The following is a 15,516-nucleotide window of genomic DNA, read 5'->3' on the forward strand; positions in this document are numbered from 1 at the left end:
ATAATCATGGCATAGCGATACAACTCTTGTTAACATGCAAACAAAGATTAATTTGCTTGCATGTTGATATGACATGAGGACTGGGCCCGAACAATGAGAAGGATATTAGCACGCAATATTTTGCTGTGTTTATGTGTTGGTACGACTTTAACTGCCTGTCAGAATACACAAAATGTGGTTGATCAAGTTCGTATTGCTCAAAATACTTTAGAGCAGAGAGCGAATAACGCAACTTTATATTGTTCAGGCGTAGAAAATTGTGAATTTGCACGTATCGATGATACTGAGGTGATTAATGCGACCTCGCATCGCATCAGTCGAGAGGCGATGGAGCGAGGCATTGTGAGACTACAAGGTTCGGTTTTTAGTCGAAAACAACAAGTCTATCTGAGTGTTCCTGCCAAAGAATATGAAGTCGTGATTCGCTTTTATCCAATCTCTTTAGATCGTGCGGAGACTTTTCATGTCATTCATGAATTCAAGCCTTATTTAAACTATACCTTTAAAATGTATAGAGATAGGCCATCTGGTTCGGGGAGTTTATTAAATGTCTCTGCACCTGACCCGCTATGTGTTGATTTGCAGCAGGAACAACGCACGATTCGCCGTTTTTGCCGATCTTATGATGTCCGTAAAGGCTTAGGCGAGTTTGTTGAAAGAAGAGTTTAATTGGCTTGCAGTGTAAACTGCTTATATCAAACTGGAAAAATAGATGTCTAAACATATTTTAATTTTAGCGGGTGATGGTATTGGCCCTGAAATCGTGGGCGCTGCTGAAAAAGTTTTAACCAAGGTCAATCATAAATTTAATCTAGGTTTGACATGGGAACATGGTTTGCTCGGTGGTTCAGCAATTGATGCACATGGCGAACCCTATCCAGCTGTGACCAGTGAACAAGCCAAAAAAGCAGATGCAATTTTATTAGGTGCTGTAGGTGGTCCTAAATGGGACAGCATCGAACGTTCGATTCGTCCTGAACGTGGTTTACTCAAAATCCGCAGTGAGCTGAATTTATTTGCCAATTTGCGTCCAGCGATTTTGTATCCACAATTGGCTGACGCTTCAAGCTTAAAACCAGAAATTGTTGCAGGTTTAGATATTCTGATTGTGCGTGAGCTGACAGGTGGTATTTATTTCGGTCAGCCACGTGGTATCCGTGAACTCGAAAACGGTGAAAAACAAGGCTACAACACTGACGTTTATTCCGAAAGCGAAATCAAGCGTATTGCTAAAGTCGCGTTTGAGCTAGCTGGCTTACGTGGTGGTAAAGTGTGTTCAGTCGATAAAGCCAATGTGCTTGAAGTGACCGAGTTGTGGAAGCAAACAGTAACCGATTTACAGCAAGCGCAATATTCAAATATTCAGTTATCGCATATGTATGTCGATAATGCTGCGATGCAATTGGTTCGCGCACCTAAACAGTTTGATGTGATTGTGACAGGTAATTTATTTGGCGATATTTTGTCGGATGAAGCCGCAATGTTGACGGGCTCAATTGGTATGTTGCCTTCAGCATCATTGGATGAAAAGGGCAAAGGCATGTACGAACCATGTCATGGTTCTGCACCAGATATCGCAGGTCAAAATGTCGCGAATCCACTTGCCACTGTGCTTTCGGTTGCAATGATGTTGCGCTATACCTTCCGTGAAGAAGCAGCAGCCAAAGCGATTGAAGATGCTGTTGGTCAAGTATTAGATCAAGGTTTACGTACCGCGGATATTATGTCTGAAGGCATGACCAAAGTGGGTACAGATGCGATGGGTGAGGCGGTTGTTTCAGCACTGAGCTAGAGTCTATATTGAAAAAACGCAGCTAAAAAGGCTGCGTTTTTTATTTGGTATATTGATTTAGCACGCTTTACCTTCATAGCGAATTGAACGCGCAATTTGTTGCTGATCTAACTCAAAAATAATATGACAATAAAAATTAACATCGTAGGATTGTTGACCCGTTTGAACCGCACCTATACGTGCAGAACTCCCCATGCCTGAACCAGATTCACCAAATGATTGTGGCATCGGTACAGGAATGTTGATTGGACGCAGTACGGTGAAAATCAAAGAACGATCAGTTTTTTTAGGTTGTTTTAATGTTTGAAAGCCTAAATCGTTCAAATTGAGCTTGTGTTGAATGTCATCGGCTGACTGCCCAATATAAGGCTGTAAGTAATCTTGCAGTTGAACAGATTGCCATCCCGGTGTTGCGCAACCTTGTAATAGTAATGCGAAGAAAATAATAAAAAATTTATAATGCATTGTGACTATTTCCTTATTTTTGGAATAAATAATTTTTATATTTTTGAGCAGCGAGCGTGAGAGACGTATTTAAATCTATCCGTTCTGGAGACGATATTATATTACAGCAATACTGACATATCGCTGAGGATACCTTAAACATTTAAGTGATTGCTAGACCGTTAAATAGCGCATTCGCTTATCGCTTGTAAAAAAAGCCACGAGATGTGGCTTTTTTGCATTCACTAATTCTTAGCGCGCACGATAAGTGATACGACCCTTTGTCAAATCATAAGGTGTCATTTCAACTTTTACACTGTCACCTGTCAAAATACGGATATAGTGTTTACGCATTTTACCAGAAATGTGAGCAATAACTTCGTGACCGTTTTCTAAACGTACACGGAACATCGTATTAGGAAGCGTTTCGGTGACAACGCCTTCGAACTCAATGAGTTCCTCTTTATTGGCCATAGCCTACCTGAGATCAAATTGGAAAGGCGCAAATTATAGTCAATTTATTTAAAATTTACAAGATATAAGCTAAGCAAGGCTGTCAGATATTAATCAAAAGAACTGTCAGACAATTTATAAATTTTTTTTAACAAAAGAAGCAGAATAGTGTTGTCAGTTTGGTCAATCAACGTTAATCTAAATTTATTGTTCATTGTCACAATAAAGTATCTACAGGGAAGGGCACTGCGTGGGTCAGTTAACAGATGCATCGGTTGTATTGCGCTTTGGTTATCAGGCAATTCGTAAAGCAGGATTACCAACCGAAGAGATTTTAACAAAGGCAGGGGTTGCACTCAATCAAGTTGATACCAATGCGAGAACGCCATTAAGTGCACAGCATGCATTTTGGATTGCTGCTCGGGATGTGAGTAATGATCAAGATATCGGGCTGCATTTAGGGGAATATTTACCGCTATATCGTGGTCAAGTGATTGAGCATTTATTTATCAGTAGTGAAACCTTTGGTGAGGGCTTAAAGCGAGCACTGGCTTACCAACGTCTGATTAGTGATGCTTTTGATGCGAAACTTATTGTTGAAGATGGGCGCTGTTATTTAAGTAACGGTGAACAATTATGGCCTGACCAATTTGTTAATCGTCATTTTTCTGAATGTGTATTTTCTGGTATTTTACGTTTCTTTAAGTTTATTACTGAAGGTCAATTTCAGCCAATTTATATTGATTTTAATTTCAGTGAAGGGGCTGAGGATGACGAATATTTTAGAGTATTTGGCTGCCCCGTTAGCTTAGGACAAAAAGAGACCCGACTTTATTTTGATGCTGCGGTGTTAGATTATCCTTTGTGGCAAGCTGAACCAGAGCTACTACAATTGCATGAACAGCTTGCCATTGAAAAATTACAAGAGCTTGCGCGTTATGATCTCGTTGGTGAAGTTCGTCGTGCGATTGGTTCGACCTTGGAAAGCGGTGAGACGACCTTGGAAACTGTTGCAGCGCAACTCAATATTACACCGCGCCGCCTAAGAACGCAGCTCAGCGAAGCAAATACTAGTTTTCAGCAAATTCTTTCAGATTATCGCTGTCGTCTAGCGAAAAAATTACTCGCAAATACCACTGAAAGTGTCGAGCGTATTGTGTATTTAACTGGTTTCTCTGAACCAAGTACTTTCTATCGTGCATTTAAACGTTGGACCAATGAAACTCCGGTGGAATATCGTAAACGTAAACAGCGTCAGTGATTTAAATTGATTCAGCAAAGCCTTATCTCGAAAGATAAGGCTTTTTTTATTCAGCCAAGTTTAACCACTGCGGTCCCAGTGGCGGCTGTGGTAAGTCAAAGTGCTCTGGATAATACGCCTGAATAAAATAAAGTCCATCCGCTGGTGCTGTTACACCAGCCGCCTTGCGGTCTTCAGCAGCAAACATGGTGTCAATATGTTCAATCTCATAGAGCCCTTGTCCGATTTCAAGCAAACATCCCATAATATTTCGGACCATATGATGTAAAAAACCATCGGCTTGAATATCGAGGACGAGATAGCGACCATGTTCAAACAGACGACAATGTTTCACATGACGCACGGGTTGATTGGACTGACATGCTGCGGCGCGGAAAGATTCAAAATTATGAGTTCCTTCAAACTTTGCTGCGGCAGCGATCATTTTTTTCACATCTAAGTTTTGATAGAGATGAGTGACTTGTTTGTGTAGTAGCGCAGGTCGCATTGGAGCGTTATAAACAACATAGCGATAACGTCGCGCAATTGCTTTAAAACGTGCATGGAAATTTTCATCCATACATTTGATCCATTGAATCGAAATATCTTTAGGAAGTTGACTATTTGCACCCATGATCCAACCACGTTCAGGGCGGATGGCTTCAGTATCAAAGTGCGCCACCATATTGGTGGCATGTACGCCTGCATCGGTACGTCCTGCACCATGTAAAATAATGGTTTCGTTGGCGACTTTGCTGAGGACTTTTTCAATGGTTTCTTGAACACTTGCAATGCCCGCTTGTTGGGTTTGCCACCCACGGTATTGAGTACCGCAAAATTCAATACCGATTGCATAACGTTGCATGTCTTAACCTCAAGATTAGTGTTGCTGCCAATGCTCAAACCATTGATCATGGGTCGGGTATTTTAAATACATTTGCAGCACTTTTGCATATAAATCAGCATGGCAGTGACAATCATTGATCAAAACTTTAGCTGATTTAATCCAAGCACTCACCGCATAGCGCTGATCAAGCTGCCCAAAGGTCACTTGAGTGCTAATAATTGAAAGGCATTGCTTATGATAGAGTGCGTCAAATAACGCTAAAATCTCATCATTCACTGCGATATTGCCTGTGCCGAATCCTTGTAACACGAGGAAATTTGGTGGTGCAGCCAAGATATTATTTAACTGCGATAACAGTTGCTCTTTGCCAATCGGTTGTAGCATAAGATTGAGCATACTGAGTTGTGCGGCTTGTTCAATATGTTCATTTTGAACAATAAAATAATCAGCCGTCGTTTTACAGGTTTGATTTGCATCTTTACCTGCAAAAGCATCAAGTTCAGTAGTGTGAACCTTTAATGTCGTTTGTGCGTGGAAAACTTGATGATGGAATGCCAGATAAACCCCAGCAGGCCGTTGTATGACTTGCTCAAGTGCAAGAGATAAGTTGCTCAATGCATCTGTGAACTCTCTGGTATCATTGCCTTCAATATTGAGTAAGGGGTATTGGCTGCCCGTAATAATCGCGTGGCAAGAATGCCCCAAAAAGCGTGCAAGCGTTGCTGCCGCATAGCTTAAAGTATCAGTGCCATGAATAATCACGAAATGCTGATAATTTTTGAGTTGTAACTGTTGAATTTGTTGTACTAACTGCAACCAATCAGTCGCTGTACATGCGCTACTATCTTGAATACTGGGTGCGGCAAAACACTCTACATCTAAGTGAGGTGGAATCACTTTTTTGAGTGCTGGTAAAAAATTTTGTTCTGGCATTGGCATCAGTGGTTCACCCACACAGCCAAAAGTTCCACCCATATAAATTAAAGCGATCTTTTGCATAATAAAAAGTTTTTCATCATAAAAAAGCAGTCATAGAGACTGCTTATATTAGACCGATACGCTTCAAGACGCTATTTTATTGAGTAATTTTTCTGAACGTTGTTGTTGTTCTTGGTTGAGTTGAAGCTGATGGTTTTGTAATAGTTCACGGGCAGATGCATAAGCACCAAGCTCAATATATTGTTCAGCTAGATCTAAGTTAAGTTCAGCTTCATCTAACTGTTGTAAATCTGGGAATGATTGAGCTAAAGGATCGTTGAGTTCTATAGTTGGTGTTTGTGGAATCGGCTCAGCGACTTCTAGGCTTGGTTCAGTAGCTGTGGTAGGTTCTGCAAGGTCAAAAGAAAACTCAGTTTTTTCAGTCGCTGCTTGTTTTTCACTATGATATTGTGGTTGATCAATATTGAAATCTAAGCCAGGCGTTTCGGTAATATTGTCATTCTTGATTTCACTTTGGCTAGATGTTGCATCTAAATTAGAGAAATTAAAATCTAATTCAGGCTTTGCGTCATTGCCCGATAATGCTTCAGTCGCAGGTGCTGAGTCGGATGAAAAGTCTAAAGCAGGTTGCTGTTGTAGCTCAGTCGTCGGTTTGACAGTTTCTTTCTGTTCAAATGAAAAGTCGAAATCTAAAGCTTGAACCTGTGCCGATGCTTCAGCAGGTTTCTCTTGCTCAGCAGGAGCAGTGTATTCAGATTGTATATCCTCAAAAGTCGGTTTAGCCGATGTTTGGACTAATGCATCAAAGTCGGCCGTTTTATTTGGTATTTCTGCTGTTTCAACAAATGATGGTGTTGAATGCGATTTGAAATCGATACTATCAAATGATTGCGAATTTTTGATGCGTTCTTGATTTTTTGCTTCAGCGGCTTGTGCAATATCCGCGAGCTTTAGTGCGTGTACATGCTTGATCAATTGATCAATCGCAAAGTCATCTTTTTGCGCTAAATGGATATCAAGTAAAAATAGATAAAGCTCATGTTGGGAGTTATCTTGTTTTAAAGCTTGATTGATCTGTGCTTCGGCAGATTGATAGTTACCGCTTTGAATTTGTTGCGTAAGTTTTTGACGCAAGCTTTCTGAAATTGCAGTCGTTGCTGGAGGGGCAGACTCTCGTTCTTCACGTGCGAGTGCAGTGCGCGTCGCTGCTTTCTTTGCTGTCTTGCTGGCACTTTTCTTGGATGCCGCATGATTTTGAGTGTTCTCACGTTTCTTTAAAACGATCGCAACGACCAATACGATGACGAGCAATACAATTATTATCGTTGACATGATCCATACCCCTTAAAAAATAGAACCGCTTTTATCCAAATCTTTGAGAATCTTCTTCCATAACTCAGCGTGTTGGTTTTTTAGTTTCCTGCTGCGCTTTCAGTTGATCTTGCAGCTCAGCAAGTCGAGCATTTAAAAGCTGAATCCGTTGATCCTTCTGGCGTAAGGCCAATTCCAACTGTGTTACGTTTCTTTGTAATGTAACGGTTTTTTCCCGTGCTGTCATAACTTTTAATGATAAGTCAGCGCTGGTTTTCTGTTGTAATGTGTCTTTTTTGGCACTTCCTGTGCTCGAATCTTGATTGCTTTCAGCGACCAAAGACATTTCTGCTTGTTGTAAGCGATATTTGGCTTTTTCGGCAGTTGCAGCTAAAGTTTTTGCTGCAACTTGATTGGCATTTTGATTTTTGCGAGCAGGGATTGAATTAAGATCGAAGTTTAAATGTGAGCCTTGTCTAAGTCGGCTGGCACTTCCTCCGATAAAGGCATGTTCATTTTGTGCTTTAATCTGTTTCATTACTTGTGGGAGGGGTTGTTGGGTTTCAGCAGAAATCCGCTGAGCAATACTCCACAATGATTCATTGCGTTGAACTACATGCTTTTGGTTATTTACGAGTGTTGAATGGTCTGCTGCGGTTTTTTTCTTTGCTGGTGGAGTGGTATTTTTAGCTTGGTGTTGAGTTTTACTGTTTTGTTGCGCATTTTCAATCTCCGTGCCCTTCAGCTCGCTCTCAGAGATTATAGGCTTCATTTGCGCTGGAGTACTTACTGTTTGATTTTCTGATGCGAATGTTGTGCTGTCATGCTTCACGGCTGTTGCTTGTTGGTCTTGGGCTGTGGAAGCAACGGAGGCCACTTGAGTCTTCGTAGTTTGTTCGATTGGCTGCACTGTGGTATTGGTGGTTGTAGCAACGCGGGTCTCAGAAATATTCAATACCGGCGGAAGTGCAAAGGGCACATTCAGCAGTTTTTCATGTTTTAAATCAGCTTGGGTGCTTGCGATATAGCGTGTGCTTTCAGGTAGATTTAAGGCAATATCTTTTTCACTGACAATAAACTTGGGTGTCAGTGATTTCTCACTACTGGTTTTGGTCTCTGATGCAGTTATTGTATTTTTACGTATTGGTTGTCGAATATGCTTTAAGTGTGCAGATTCGCCTTCTTTAATTTTAAGGATAATATTCAGTTCAGGATCAATCATCGGGCGTGATGAAGTAATGACAATGACTCCTTCACCTCGATTATTGTGACGTGTAAAAAAATTGAGTTGTGACGGAGGTTGATGCATAGCCCCCATCATGCGTAAATCCTCTGGTGTGGCTAGACTTACGTCAAATTTAGAATTTCGATCTGCTTGATGGAAGCTCATTTCTGCATAAAGTAACTCACCCGGTGCAGACTTGATTTGCAGTGGGTCAAAGGTAATCGCATAAAGTTGTTGCGAAGATAAAATGGCTAAAATGGCAATTTTTAATTTGTTATTAACAGTCATCTCGATCCATGAAAAGTGATGTTTTAGTTAGGTCATAAAGCCTGCTGATATTTCAGCCATGGTGAAAGATCAACAAGGTCTGAGTATACATTACCGTGATGTAAATGAATTGTAAATTGTTCATATTTAATAATAATAAAAAGCCGATCAAGTGTGATCGGCTTTTGGTTTTTGGTGTTATTTTGCTTAGGCGTTCTTGTATTCAACTAAAATACGTAGCATACGACGCAATGGCTCTGCCGCACCCCAAAGGAGTTGATCGCCTACTGTAAATGCGCCTAAATACTCTTTACCCATATTGAGTTTACGTAGACGGCCGACAGGAACTGTTAAAGTACCCGTTACCGCTACAGGAGTAAGATCAGTCATCGACGCTTCACGAGTATTCGGAACAACTTTCGCCCATTGGCTTGAGTTGCGAATCATCTCTTCGATTTCATCAAGTGGCACATCTTTTTTGAGTTTCAATGTGATGGCTTGAGAATGGCAACGCATTGCACCGATACGAACACAGTGACCATCAATTGGAACGATTTGCTGATTACCCAAAATCTTGTTGGTTTCGACTTGACCTTTCCACTCTTCTTTTGATTGACCACTTTCGAGTTGTTTGTCGATATATGGAATCAATGAACCCGCCAATGGCACGCCAAAGTTTGCTTTAGGGAAATCGTCGCCACGTTGTAAGTCAGCGATTTGACGGTCAATATCTAGAATCGCAGATTTTGGATCATCTAATAATGTTTTGGTGTTGTTATACAAATAACCCATACCCGTGATCAGTTCACGCATATTTTGTGCACCAGCACCAGACGCTGCTTGATACGTCATCGAGGTTGCCCATTCCACCAAATTATTTTGGAATAGTGAACCTAAGCCCATCAACATTAAAGAAACGGTACAGTTACCACCAACGAAAGTTTTAGTGCCATTGACTAAACCATCTTTGATCACATTTAAATTGACAGGATCAAGTACAATGATGGCATCATCAGCCATACGCAGGGTTGATGCTGCATCAATCCAGTAACCGTTCCAACCTTCTGCTTTCAGTTTTGGAAAAACTTCAGAGGTGTAGTCACCACCTTGACAGGTTAAAATGACATCCATTTGCTTCAGACTGCTAATGTCTGTTGCATCCATAAGTGCTGGGGCAGTCTTACCACCAAATGAAGGAGCTTCGCCACCTGCATTACTGGTAGAGAAGTAGAATGGCTCAATGTGAGCAAAATCATTCTCTTCAACCATACGTTGCATCAGGACAGAACCAACCATCCCACGCCAACCGACCAGACCTACTTTCATGTCATTTGCCTCGGTATGTAAAAACTTTTAAGGGGCTTGAGTGTATCAAAAGTGAACGCAACTGCAAGTGTTACATGAATAAAACAGTTGATTTATTGTGTGGAATTATTTGTTTGTGTTAGATGAAAAATTGATAAAGCCGTAACTTTATTGAAAATCCACGAAATCTCCAAGAGTAAAATGAACATGATATGGATTGAGATTTGCGCAGTATTGGTTATTTGGTTAAGTGTATGGTCCTTGATTCCCCGTGATGAATGGTGGTTTAGGGGAGCAGACTTTCCTCGATTACAGATCTTAGCGTTTGGAATAGCGACTTTAGTTGCTTTACTTTTTATACCCGCTGAGTGGACTTTACAAAGAGAAATATTACTTTTAGGTGTGATCGCAGCAGTCGCCTATCAATTAAAAATGGTGTTGCCTTATACCCCGATATGGAAGAAACAAGTTCAACAGGTGGGTCAGGATCAATTAAATCCTGAACAACAAATCTCTTTACTTGTTGCCAATGTCTTAACACCCAATGATAAATATCACTTATTACTGCAACAGATTGAAAGTTTAAAACCTGATGTTGTGTTAACACTTGAGTCAGATATTGCTTGGCAAGATGCATTAAAGCCGATAGAGGAAGATTATCCCTATCGAGTAGCAGTGCCGTTGGATAATCTTTATGGCATGCATCTATATAGCCGTTTGCCGTTAAATAACACTGAAGTTAAATTTATTTTAAGTGATGAAATTCCATCGATTCATGCAACTTTACAGTTACGTTCAGGGGTTCAGGTTCAACTATATTGTTTACATCCTAAACCACCGAGCCCTACTGAAGCCAAAGATTCGACCTTGAGAGATGCTGAGCTTTTAATTGTAGGTGATCGAATTAAAGACTTAGATCAAAGCTGTATTGTGATGGGTGATTTAAATGACGTGGCTTGGTCAAGAACGACTCGCTTGTTTCAGCGTATCAGTGGTTTACTCGATCCACGAGTAGGTCGCTACTTTATGAATACTTTCCATGCCGATTATTCATTATTACGGTGGTCTTTGGATCATATTTTCCATAGTGCTGATTTTGGTTTGGTCGATATGAAGCGATTACCTTATATTGGTTCAGATCACTTTCCTGTCTATGTTGTATTGCAGACGGGGCGGATCTTTGAGCAACAGCAGCAAGAGTTGGAGCAAACGCAAGCCGATGAAGAAGAAGCACAGCAAGCAATTCAAGAGGGAATAGAAAAGGCGGAGCGAGAAGAAAAGGCTGTAGTAGATGAGCTTGCTCAACCACATAAGGCGATGATGGCGACGCCAGATAAACAATGAACGGTGTAAGCAATATCGTACAATGATTTAGGTCTGTAGCGAATAGTCCTACAAGTTTAAAAGGTTTATTCTAAATACATCAGCACAAGGACGCAGGAATGGATTTCCGCTTAAGGATAGCAACGCTGAGATGGAAAAAGTCATCATGGATATGATGCATGCGATGGAAGCAAGATAATAAAAAACAGAGCGAAAGCACAACCTCATTTGCCCGAGTTTTGCAGGATGCAGAACTCGGGTTTTAATTTTTAATAAATCTGCTCATACCCTTCAGCACGTGTTTTAAAACGACGATGGAACCACATCCATTGTGTTGGCGCGATTCTGAGTTGTGCTTCAATAATTTTATTGACACGAATCGCATCAACAACTTCATCTTCGCTTGGCATATTTTCCACAATAGGTTCAATCAACACTTTATATTTTGGGTTGCGTATATCACCGTAGCGATAAAAATAAAGCGGGATTGCCACAGCGTTAGAAATTTTTAATAAACGACGATGGGCAGTGACGGTTGCTGCGGGTACGCCAAAGAAAGGAGCCATTACCCCTTGTTTTAAACCAAAATCTTGGTCTGGGCTATACCAAATCGCACCGCCATTTTTGAGTCTGCGAATGAGTCCACGCATATCATCGTGATCAATTTGATGATTATAAATCGTGGCTCGACATCGATAAATAAACATATCCAGCATCGGATTATCTTGTGGGCGATAAACCACATCTGGTTCAAAGTATTGAGAACACAGATAGCCTCCTGCATCGAGTAGGGTACTGTGCGTTCCTAGCAATAGTACGCCATGACCTTGTGCTTGGGCATTTTGAATGTGTTCCAGACCTTCAATATGGTGACGGTTCTTAAACCATTTGGGGCTATACCACGCATTCAGGGTTTCAAACATGCCAAGCATCATGTCAATGAAGACTTTTTTTGCATTGGTTTCAACTTCCGCTGCCGACCATTCTGGGAAACATACTTCTAAATTCCTTAGCGTGGTTTTACGACGTGATCGGAGTAAAGACCAACATATATGCGCCAAGCCATGTGCCAAGCGCCATTGTATTGCCCAAGGAAGGATTGCCAATAACACGAGAAAGAAAATGCCAATCCAATTCTTCCAATATTTTGGTAATAAAAATTCCCATCGAAATTCGCCAGGAATATAAGACTGTTGTTGGCTCATAGAACTTTGATATGTGAATAGTTGAATTTTTGAAAAGTGTAACATGAAGTGGGTTTTTAATTCACGAATGTAACTGCAGAATCAATCTATTCTATTGTAGAGTGTATATTTGAAAGTAAATCGGAAAGGAAAAATTTTGAAAAAAATAACAATTGAACAAGGTGATATTACTCAAATGAGCGTTGATGCAATTGTCAACGCAGCAAATACCTCTCTCTTAGGCGGTGGAGGTGTGGACGGTGCAAATTGCATTGGAAATCATAAGTGATGAATTGGATAAAGCAGATTTTGTTCAAGAAGTTATTTTTGTATGTTTTGATGATGAAAATTTTAGAATTTACCAATCGCTTGCAAGTGAGTTTATAGTCAAAGGAATTGCATTTAATTAAATTGAGTGAGCATCTACTCTCTAAAGAATAGACGCTCAGTGAGTTTAGCTTAATTGCCTTTCGACATATTTTCTAAGATATCCCAACGCTCTAACTTTTCTAACAACAATTCTTCAATTGTTGCGAGACGTTGGCTCGCCAATGTCGCGGCATTGGCATCACGAAGAAACCACGATCCATCAGCTAGCTTTTCTGATAGTTCAGTTTGTTCGGCCTCTAGTTTTTCCATTTCTGCTGGAAGCTGCTCTAACTCACGCTGATCTTTATAACTGAGTTTGACTTTCTTTGGTGCAGTTGCGGCTTCAGCCTTGGCTTGAGCTTTTTTAACATCACTTTTCTGATCAACCACAGTTTGATCAGGGCGCTGCTCTAAATAGTCTTGATACCCACCAACATACTCATCAATATGACCTTTACCATCAAACACCCAAGTAGATGTCATGACATTGTCCATAAAGGCACGATCATGCGAGATCAATAAGAGTGTGCCTTTATAATCAGAAAGCATTTCTTCAAGCAGTTCAAGCGTGACCATATCTAAGTCATTGGTTGGCTCATCCATCACGATTAAGTTCGATGGTTTAAGCAATAATTTTGCTAACAAGATACGGTTTCGTTCACCGCCAGAGAGCGCTTTTACAGGTGTGCGGGCACGTTCTGGTGAGAATAAAAAGTCTTGTAAATAGCTATAGATATGACGACGATTGCCATTCACATCGACAAAGTCAGAACCCTCTGAAACGTTTGCCATGACTGACTTTTCAAGATCTAAGGCGTTACGTAACTGGTCAAAATACGCAACTTCGAGTTGTGTGCCTGTTTTAACTGAACCACCATGTTCGATTGCGCCTAAAATCGCTTTGATAAGTGTGGTTTTACCGACACCATTGTCACCGACCAAACCAATACGGTCACCACGTAAGACCAATGCTGAGAAGTCTTTAATAATCGGTGCATTGTCGCCAAAAGTGACACTGAGATGTTCAATATCAAATACCAACTTGCCAGAACGGTTCGCGTCCTGAGTTGCCATGCTGACTTTGCCTTGTTGCGAGCGACGCGCTTTAGATTGTTCACGTAAATCTTTCAACGCACGAACACGACCTTCATTACGGGTACGACGTGCTTTAATGCCTTGGCGAATCCAGGTTTCTTCTTCAGCTAACTTTTTGTCAAATAATGCATTTTGTTTTTCCTCTGCTTCCATTTGCTGTGCTTTAAGCTCTAAATAGCGAGAGTAGTTACCGTCATAGCTGCGTAATGTGCCACGGTCAAGCTCCACAATACGGGTCGCAATGCTGTCAACAAATGAACGGTCATGCGAAATGAACAGCAAGGTTAGATTATTTTGGTCAAGCAAGAATTTCTCTAACCATTCAATACTTTCAACATCTAAATGGTTGGTTGGTTCGTCGAGTAACAGCACATCAGGCTGGGTTAACAGCGCACGTGCCAATAACACACGACGTTTACGACCACCCGATAAATCTGCCAAATCCGCATGTGGATCCAGTCCCATTTTACTCAGAATAGAGTTCACTTTATTTTCTAGCGCCCAACCATCTAACTGATCGAGCTTATGTTGTAACATGCCCATCCGATCGCAGGCATCCATATCGCCAAGTACACAGCTATCGCTGGCTTCGTGATAGGCTTTGAGTACCGCTGCTGCTTCGCCGGCACCGTCAGCTACAATGTCAGCGACCTTGCCTGAATCCATAGGTACATCTTGGGCTAACATCGAAACAGTTAAACCATTTTGAATCGAAACTTCGCCGCTATCGGGCAATAAGCTTCCCTCAATCAGTTTAAGTAAAGTAGACTTACCTTCACCATTACGACCGATTAAACAGACTCGCTCGCCACGTTCTAGGTTAAAGTGTGCGCCATCGAGTAGGGCAGGCCCACCAAATGCGAGGTGGACATCCCTTAAAGTAATATAGGCCATAATGTTTCCTAAAAGCTCAGATGAGGTCTGAAATGACTAAACAACAAAATTTTGATGATCAAGCGTCATTGTCCGCACCCATTGAAGATTTGCAAGTCCGAATTGCATTTTTAGACGATTTAGTTGAACAACTGAACCAACAATTGGTGATTCAGACACAAGAAATTGCAGATTTAAAAAAACAAATGCAGTTCTTGTATCGTCGCATAGAAGCATCGGATTTGTCAGAGGGCATTGCAACTTTTGATCCAATGAGTGATAAACCACCGCATTATTGATTGAAATAGGCATCCTGAACACATACTGTAAGGAAAACTTGCCTTTTAACTCAAACTTATGTAACGCTAATAAAAGGACGTTTTGAGCGACTTTAATGAGTAATGTTGGAATTTGGATCACGGTAGCGATTGTACTGTTTGTACTTGGCTCGATTTTTGGTTTGCGTGTTAGCCCTCGAGAAAAAGCACTCGGTATAATGCGTGACCAAGCGCGAAAAATGGGTTTGCATCCGCGCGTCATCGTTGCGCCAGAGTGGACCAAGATTCCAATGGCAACCGAAAATCGTGCCAGTATGGTGACTTATTATAGTGTACTGATCCCAGATGCTCGATTGCCACTTATGCGGGCAAGAGTGGTCGATGGGAAACTCCAAGTCGTGCAAGGTGAGCAGAAATTTAATGACTTAGCTATTGCATTAAAAGGAGTTTATGCTATTGATATGCAGGCGAACTGTGTCGGCATGTACTGGGATGAAGAAGTTGATCTTAGAGCTACACAACTCGAAGCTATGAAAGCTTATTTATATGAATTAGCTCAGCGCTAATTATT

The 15,516-nt window shown here is 41.0% G+C and carries 16 protein-coding genes and 1 pseudogene; 8 read left to right on the forward strand and 9 right to left on the reverse strand.

Annotation, left to right across the window (positions count from 1 at the left end; translation table 11 throughout):
- Window positions 1-93 precede the first annotated feature (93 nt).
- On the forward strand, window positions 94-669 hold the full coding sequence (locus F991_RS02305; RefSeq protein WP_004668520.1) for a hypothetical protein: 576 nt from the start codon (window positions 94-96) through the stop codon (window positions 667-669).
- 43 nt (window positions 670-712) lie between these two features.
- The gene (leuB, locus tag F991_RS02310) at window positions 713-1,792 is read left to right on the forward strand and encodes a 3-isopropylmalate dehydrogenase (protein ID WP_004668521.1); all 1,080 of its coding nucleotides are present in this window, start codon (window positions 713-715) and stop codon (window positions 1,790-1,792) included.
- A 57-nt stretch (window positions 1,793-1,849) separates the two neighbouring features.
- On the opposite strand, the gene F991_RS02315 is transcribed toward leuB, so the two are convergent.
- Both F991_RS02315 and infA read right to left on the reverse strand, forming a co-directional pair.
- Window positions 1,850-2,257, reverse strand: coding sequence for a hypothetical protein (locus F991_RS02315; protein WP_004668524.1), 408 nt, complete (start codon window positions 2,255-2,257; stop codon window positions 1,850-1,852).
- 231 nt (window positions 2,258-2,488) lie between these two features.
- Window positions 2,489-2,710 carry a translation initiation factor IF-1 gene (gene infA / locus F991_RS02320; protein ID WP_001284370.1) on the reverse strand — a complete coding sequence of 74 codons (222 nt, stop codon included), beginning with the start codon at window positions 2,708-2,710 and terminating at the stop codon, window positions 2,489-2,491.
- Between the two features lie 229 nt (window positions 2,711-2,939).
- Between infA and F991_RS02325 the strand changes: the two genes are divergently transcribed.
- Window positions 2,940-3,950 carry an AraC family transcriptional regulator gene (locus F991_RS02325; RefSeq protein WP_004668526.1) on the forward strand — a complete coding sequence of 337 codons (1,011 nt, stop codon included), beginning with the start codon at window positions 2,940-2,942 and terminating at the stop codon, window positions 3,948-3,950.
- Between the two features lie 46 nt (window positions 3,951-3,996).
- Here the strand turns inward: F991_RS02325 and truA are convergent, their stop codons facing one another.
- The 5 genes from truA to asd all read right to left on the reverse strand — a co-directional run bounded on the left by truA (window position 3,997) and on the right by asd (window position 9,844).
- Window positions 3,997-4,794, reverse strand: a complete 798-nt coding sequence (gene truA / locus F991_RS02330) for a tRNA pseudouridine(38-40) synthase TruA (RefSeq protein ID WP_004668529.1) — start codon at window positions 4,792-4,794, stop codon at window positions 3,997-3,999.
- Between the two features lie 15 nt (window positions 4,795-4,809).
- Entirely contained in the window at window positions 4,810-5,775 is a 966-nt protein-coding gene (locus F991_RS02335) for an asparaginase domain-containing protein (RefSeq protein WP_004668530.1), read from the reverse strand.
- 63 nt (window positions 5,776-5,838) lie between these two features.
- On the reverse strand, window positions 5,839-7,047 hold the full coding sequence (locus F991_RS02340; RefSeq protein WP_004668533.1) for a type IV pilus assembly protein FimV: 1,209 nt from the start codon (window positions 7,045-7,047) through the stop codon (window positions 5,839-5,841).
- Between the two features lie 64 nt (window positions 7,048-7,111).
- Window positions 7,112-8,539, reverse strand: a complete 1,428-nt coding sequence (locus tag F991_RS02345) for a type IV pilus assembly protein FimV (RefSeq protein ID WP_004668534.1) — start codon at window positions 8,537-8,539, stop codon at window positions 7,112-7,114.
- A gap of 186 nt (window positions 8,540-8,725) precedes the next feature.
- Window positions 8,726-9,844 carry an aspartate-semialdehyde dehydrogenase gene (gene asd / locus F991_RS02350; RefSeq protein ID WP_004668535.1) on the reverse strand — a complete coding sequence of 373 codons (1,119 nt, stop codon included), beginning with the start codon at window positions 9,842-9,844 and terminating at the stop codon, window positions 8,726-8,728.
- 186 nt (window positions 9,845-10,030) lie between these two features.
- Here asd and F991_RS02355 point away from each other — a divergent pair, with 186 nt between their 5' ends.
- Window positions 10,031-11,167 carry an endonuclease/exonuclease/phosphatase family protein gene (locus F991_RS02355; RefSeq protein ID WP_004668536.1) on the forward strand — a complete coding sequence of 379 codons (1,137 nt, stop codon included), beginning with the start codon at window positions 10,031-10,033 and terminating at the stop codon, window positions 11,165-11,167.
- Between the two features lie 248 nt (window positions 11,168-11,415).
- Here the strand turns inward: F991_RS02355 and F991_RS02360 are convergent, their stop codons facing one another.
- Window positions 11,416-12,351 carry an LpxL/LpxP family acyltransferase gene (locus tag F991_RS02360; RefSeq protein ID WP_034595334.1) on the reverse strand — a complete coding sequence of 312 codons (936 nt, stop codon included), beginning with the start codon at window positions 12,349-12,351 and terminating at the stop codon, window positions 11,416-11,418.
- A 136-nt stretch (window positions 12,352-12,487) separates the two neighbouring features.
- On the opposite strand from F991_RS02360, the pseudogene F991_RS17940 reads away from it, so the two are divergent.
- Together F991_RS17940 and F991_RS17945 are read left to right on the forward strand one after the other, a co-directional pair.
- A pseudogene (locus tag F991_RS17940) lies at window positions 12,488-12,595 on the forward strand (RNase III inhibitor); the annotation flags it as partial.
- Window positions 12,591-12,740, forward strand: a complete 150-nt coding sequence (locus tag F991_RS17945) for a macro domain-containing protein (RefSeq protein WP_416201906.1) — start codon at window positions 12,591-12,593, stop codon at window positions 12,738-12,740. The pseudogene F991_RS17940 and the gene F991_RS17945, both read left to right, overlap by 5 nt.
- 49 nt (window positions 12,741-12,789) lie before the next feature.
- Here the strand turns inward: F991_RS17945 and F991_RS02365 are convergent, their stop codons facing one another.
- Window positions 12,790-14,688 carry an ATP-binding cassette domain-containing protein gene (locus F991_RS02365; protein WP_004668539.1) on the reverse strand — a complete coding sequence of 633 codons (1,899 nt, stop codon included), beginning with the start codon at window positions 14,686-14,688 and terminating at the stop codon, window positions 12,790-12,792.
- Window positions 14,689-14,720: 32 nt separating this feature from the next.
- Here F991_RS02365 and F991_RS02370 point away from each other — a divergent pair, with 32 nt between their 5' ends.
- Together F991_RS02370 and F991_RS02375 are read left to right on the forward strand one after the other, a co-directional pair.
- Entirely contained in the window at window positions 14,721-14,966 is a 246-nt protein-coding gene (locus F991_RS02370; protein WP_004668540.1) for a SlyX family protein, read from the forward strand.
- A gap of 95 nt (window positions 14,967-15,061) precedes the next feature.
- On the forward strand, window positions 15,062-15,511 hold the full coding sequence (locus tag F991_RS02375) for a hypothetical protein (RefSeq protein WP_004668541.1): 450 nt from the start codon (window positions 15,062-15,064) through the stop codon (window positions 15,509-15,511).
- Window positions 15,512-15,516: the final 5 nt, after the last annotated feature.

This window comes from Acinetobacter sp. CIP-A165, from assembly GCF_000367985.1.
In the GTDB taxonomy this organism is placed as follows: domain Bacteria; phylum Pseudomonadota; class Gammaproteobacteria; order Pseudomonadales; family Moraxellaceae; genus Acinetobacter.

Excerpts from the sequence above, each read along its gene's own strand:
- F991_RS02305 (WP_004668520.1), top strand. The coding sequence starts at position 94 with ATGAGAAGGATATTAGCACGCAATATTTTGCTGTGTTTATGTGTTGGT.
- leuB (WP_004668521.1), top strand. The coding sequence starts at position 713 with ATGTCTAAACATATTTTAATTTTAGCGGGTGATGGTATTGGCCCTGAA.
- F991_RS02315 (WP_004668524.1), bottom strand. The coding sequence starts at position 2,257 with ATGCATTATAAATTTTTTATTATTTTCTTCGCATTACTATTACAAGGT.
- infA (WP_001284370.1), bottom strand. The coding sequence starts at position 2,710 with ATGGCCAATAAAGAGGAACTCATTGAGTTCGAAGGCGTTGTCACCGAA.
- truA (WP_004668529.1), bottom strand. The coding sequence starts at position 4,794 with ATGCAACGTTATGCAATCGGTATTGAATTTTGCGGTACTCAATACCGT.
- F991_RS02335 (WP_004668530.1), bottom strand. The coding sequence starts at position 5,775 with ATGCAAAAGATCGCTTTAATTTATATGGGTGGAACTTTTGGCTGTGTG.
- F991_RS02340 (WP_004668533.1), bottom strand. The coding sequence starts at position 7,047 with ATGTCAACGATAATAATTGTATTGCTCGTCATCGTATTGGTCGTTGCG.
- F991_RS02345 (WP_004668534.1), bottom strand. The coding sequence starts at position 8,539 with ATGACTGTTAATAACAAATTAAAAATTGCCATTTTAGCCATTTTATCT.
- asd (WP_004668535.1), bottom strand. The coding sequence starts at position 9,844 with ATGAAAGTAGGTCTGGTCGGTTGGCGTGGGATGGTTGGTTCTGTCCTG.
- F991_RS02355 (WP_004668536.1), top strand. The coding sequence starts at position 10,031 with ATGATATGGATTGAGATTTGCGCAGTATTGGTTATTTGGTTAAGTGTA.
- F991_RS02360 (WP_034595334.1), bottom strand. The coding sequence starts at position 12,351 with ATGAGCCAACAACAGTCTTATATTCCTGGCGAATTTCGATGGGAATTT.
- F991_RS02365 (WP_004668539.1), bottom strand. The coding sequence starts at position 14,688 with ATGGCCTATATTACTTTAAGGGATGTCCACCTCGCATTTGGTGGGCCT.
- F991_RS02370 (WP_004668540.1), top strand. The coding sequence starts at position 14,721 with ATGACTAAACAACAAAATTTTGATGATCAAGCGTCATTGTCCGCACCC.
- F991_RS02375 (WP_004668541.1), top strand. The coding sequence starts at position 15,062 with ATGAGTAATGTTGGAATTTGGATCACGGTAGCGATTGTACTGTTTGTA.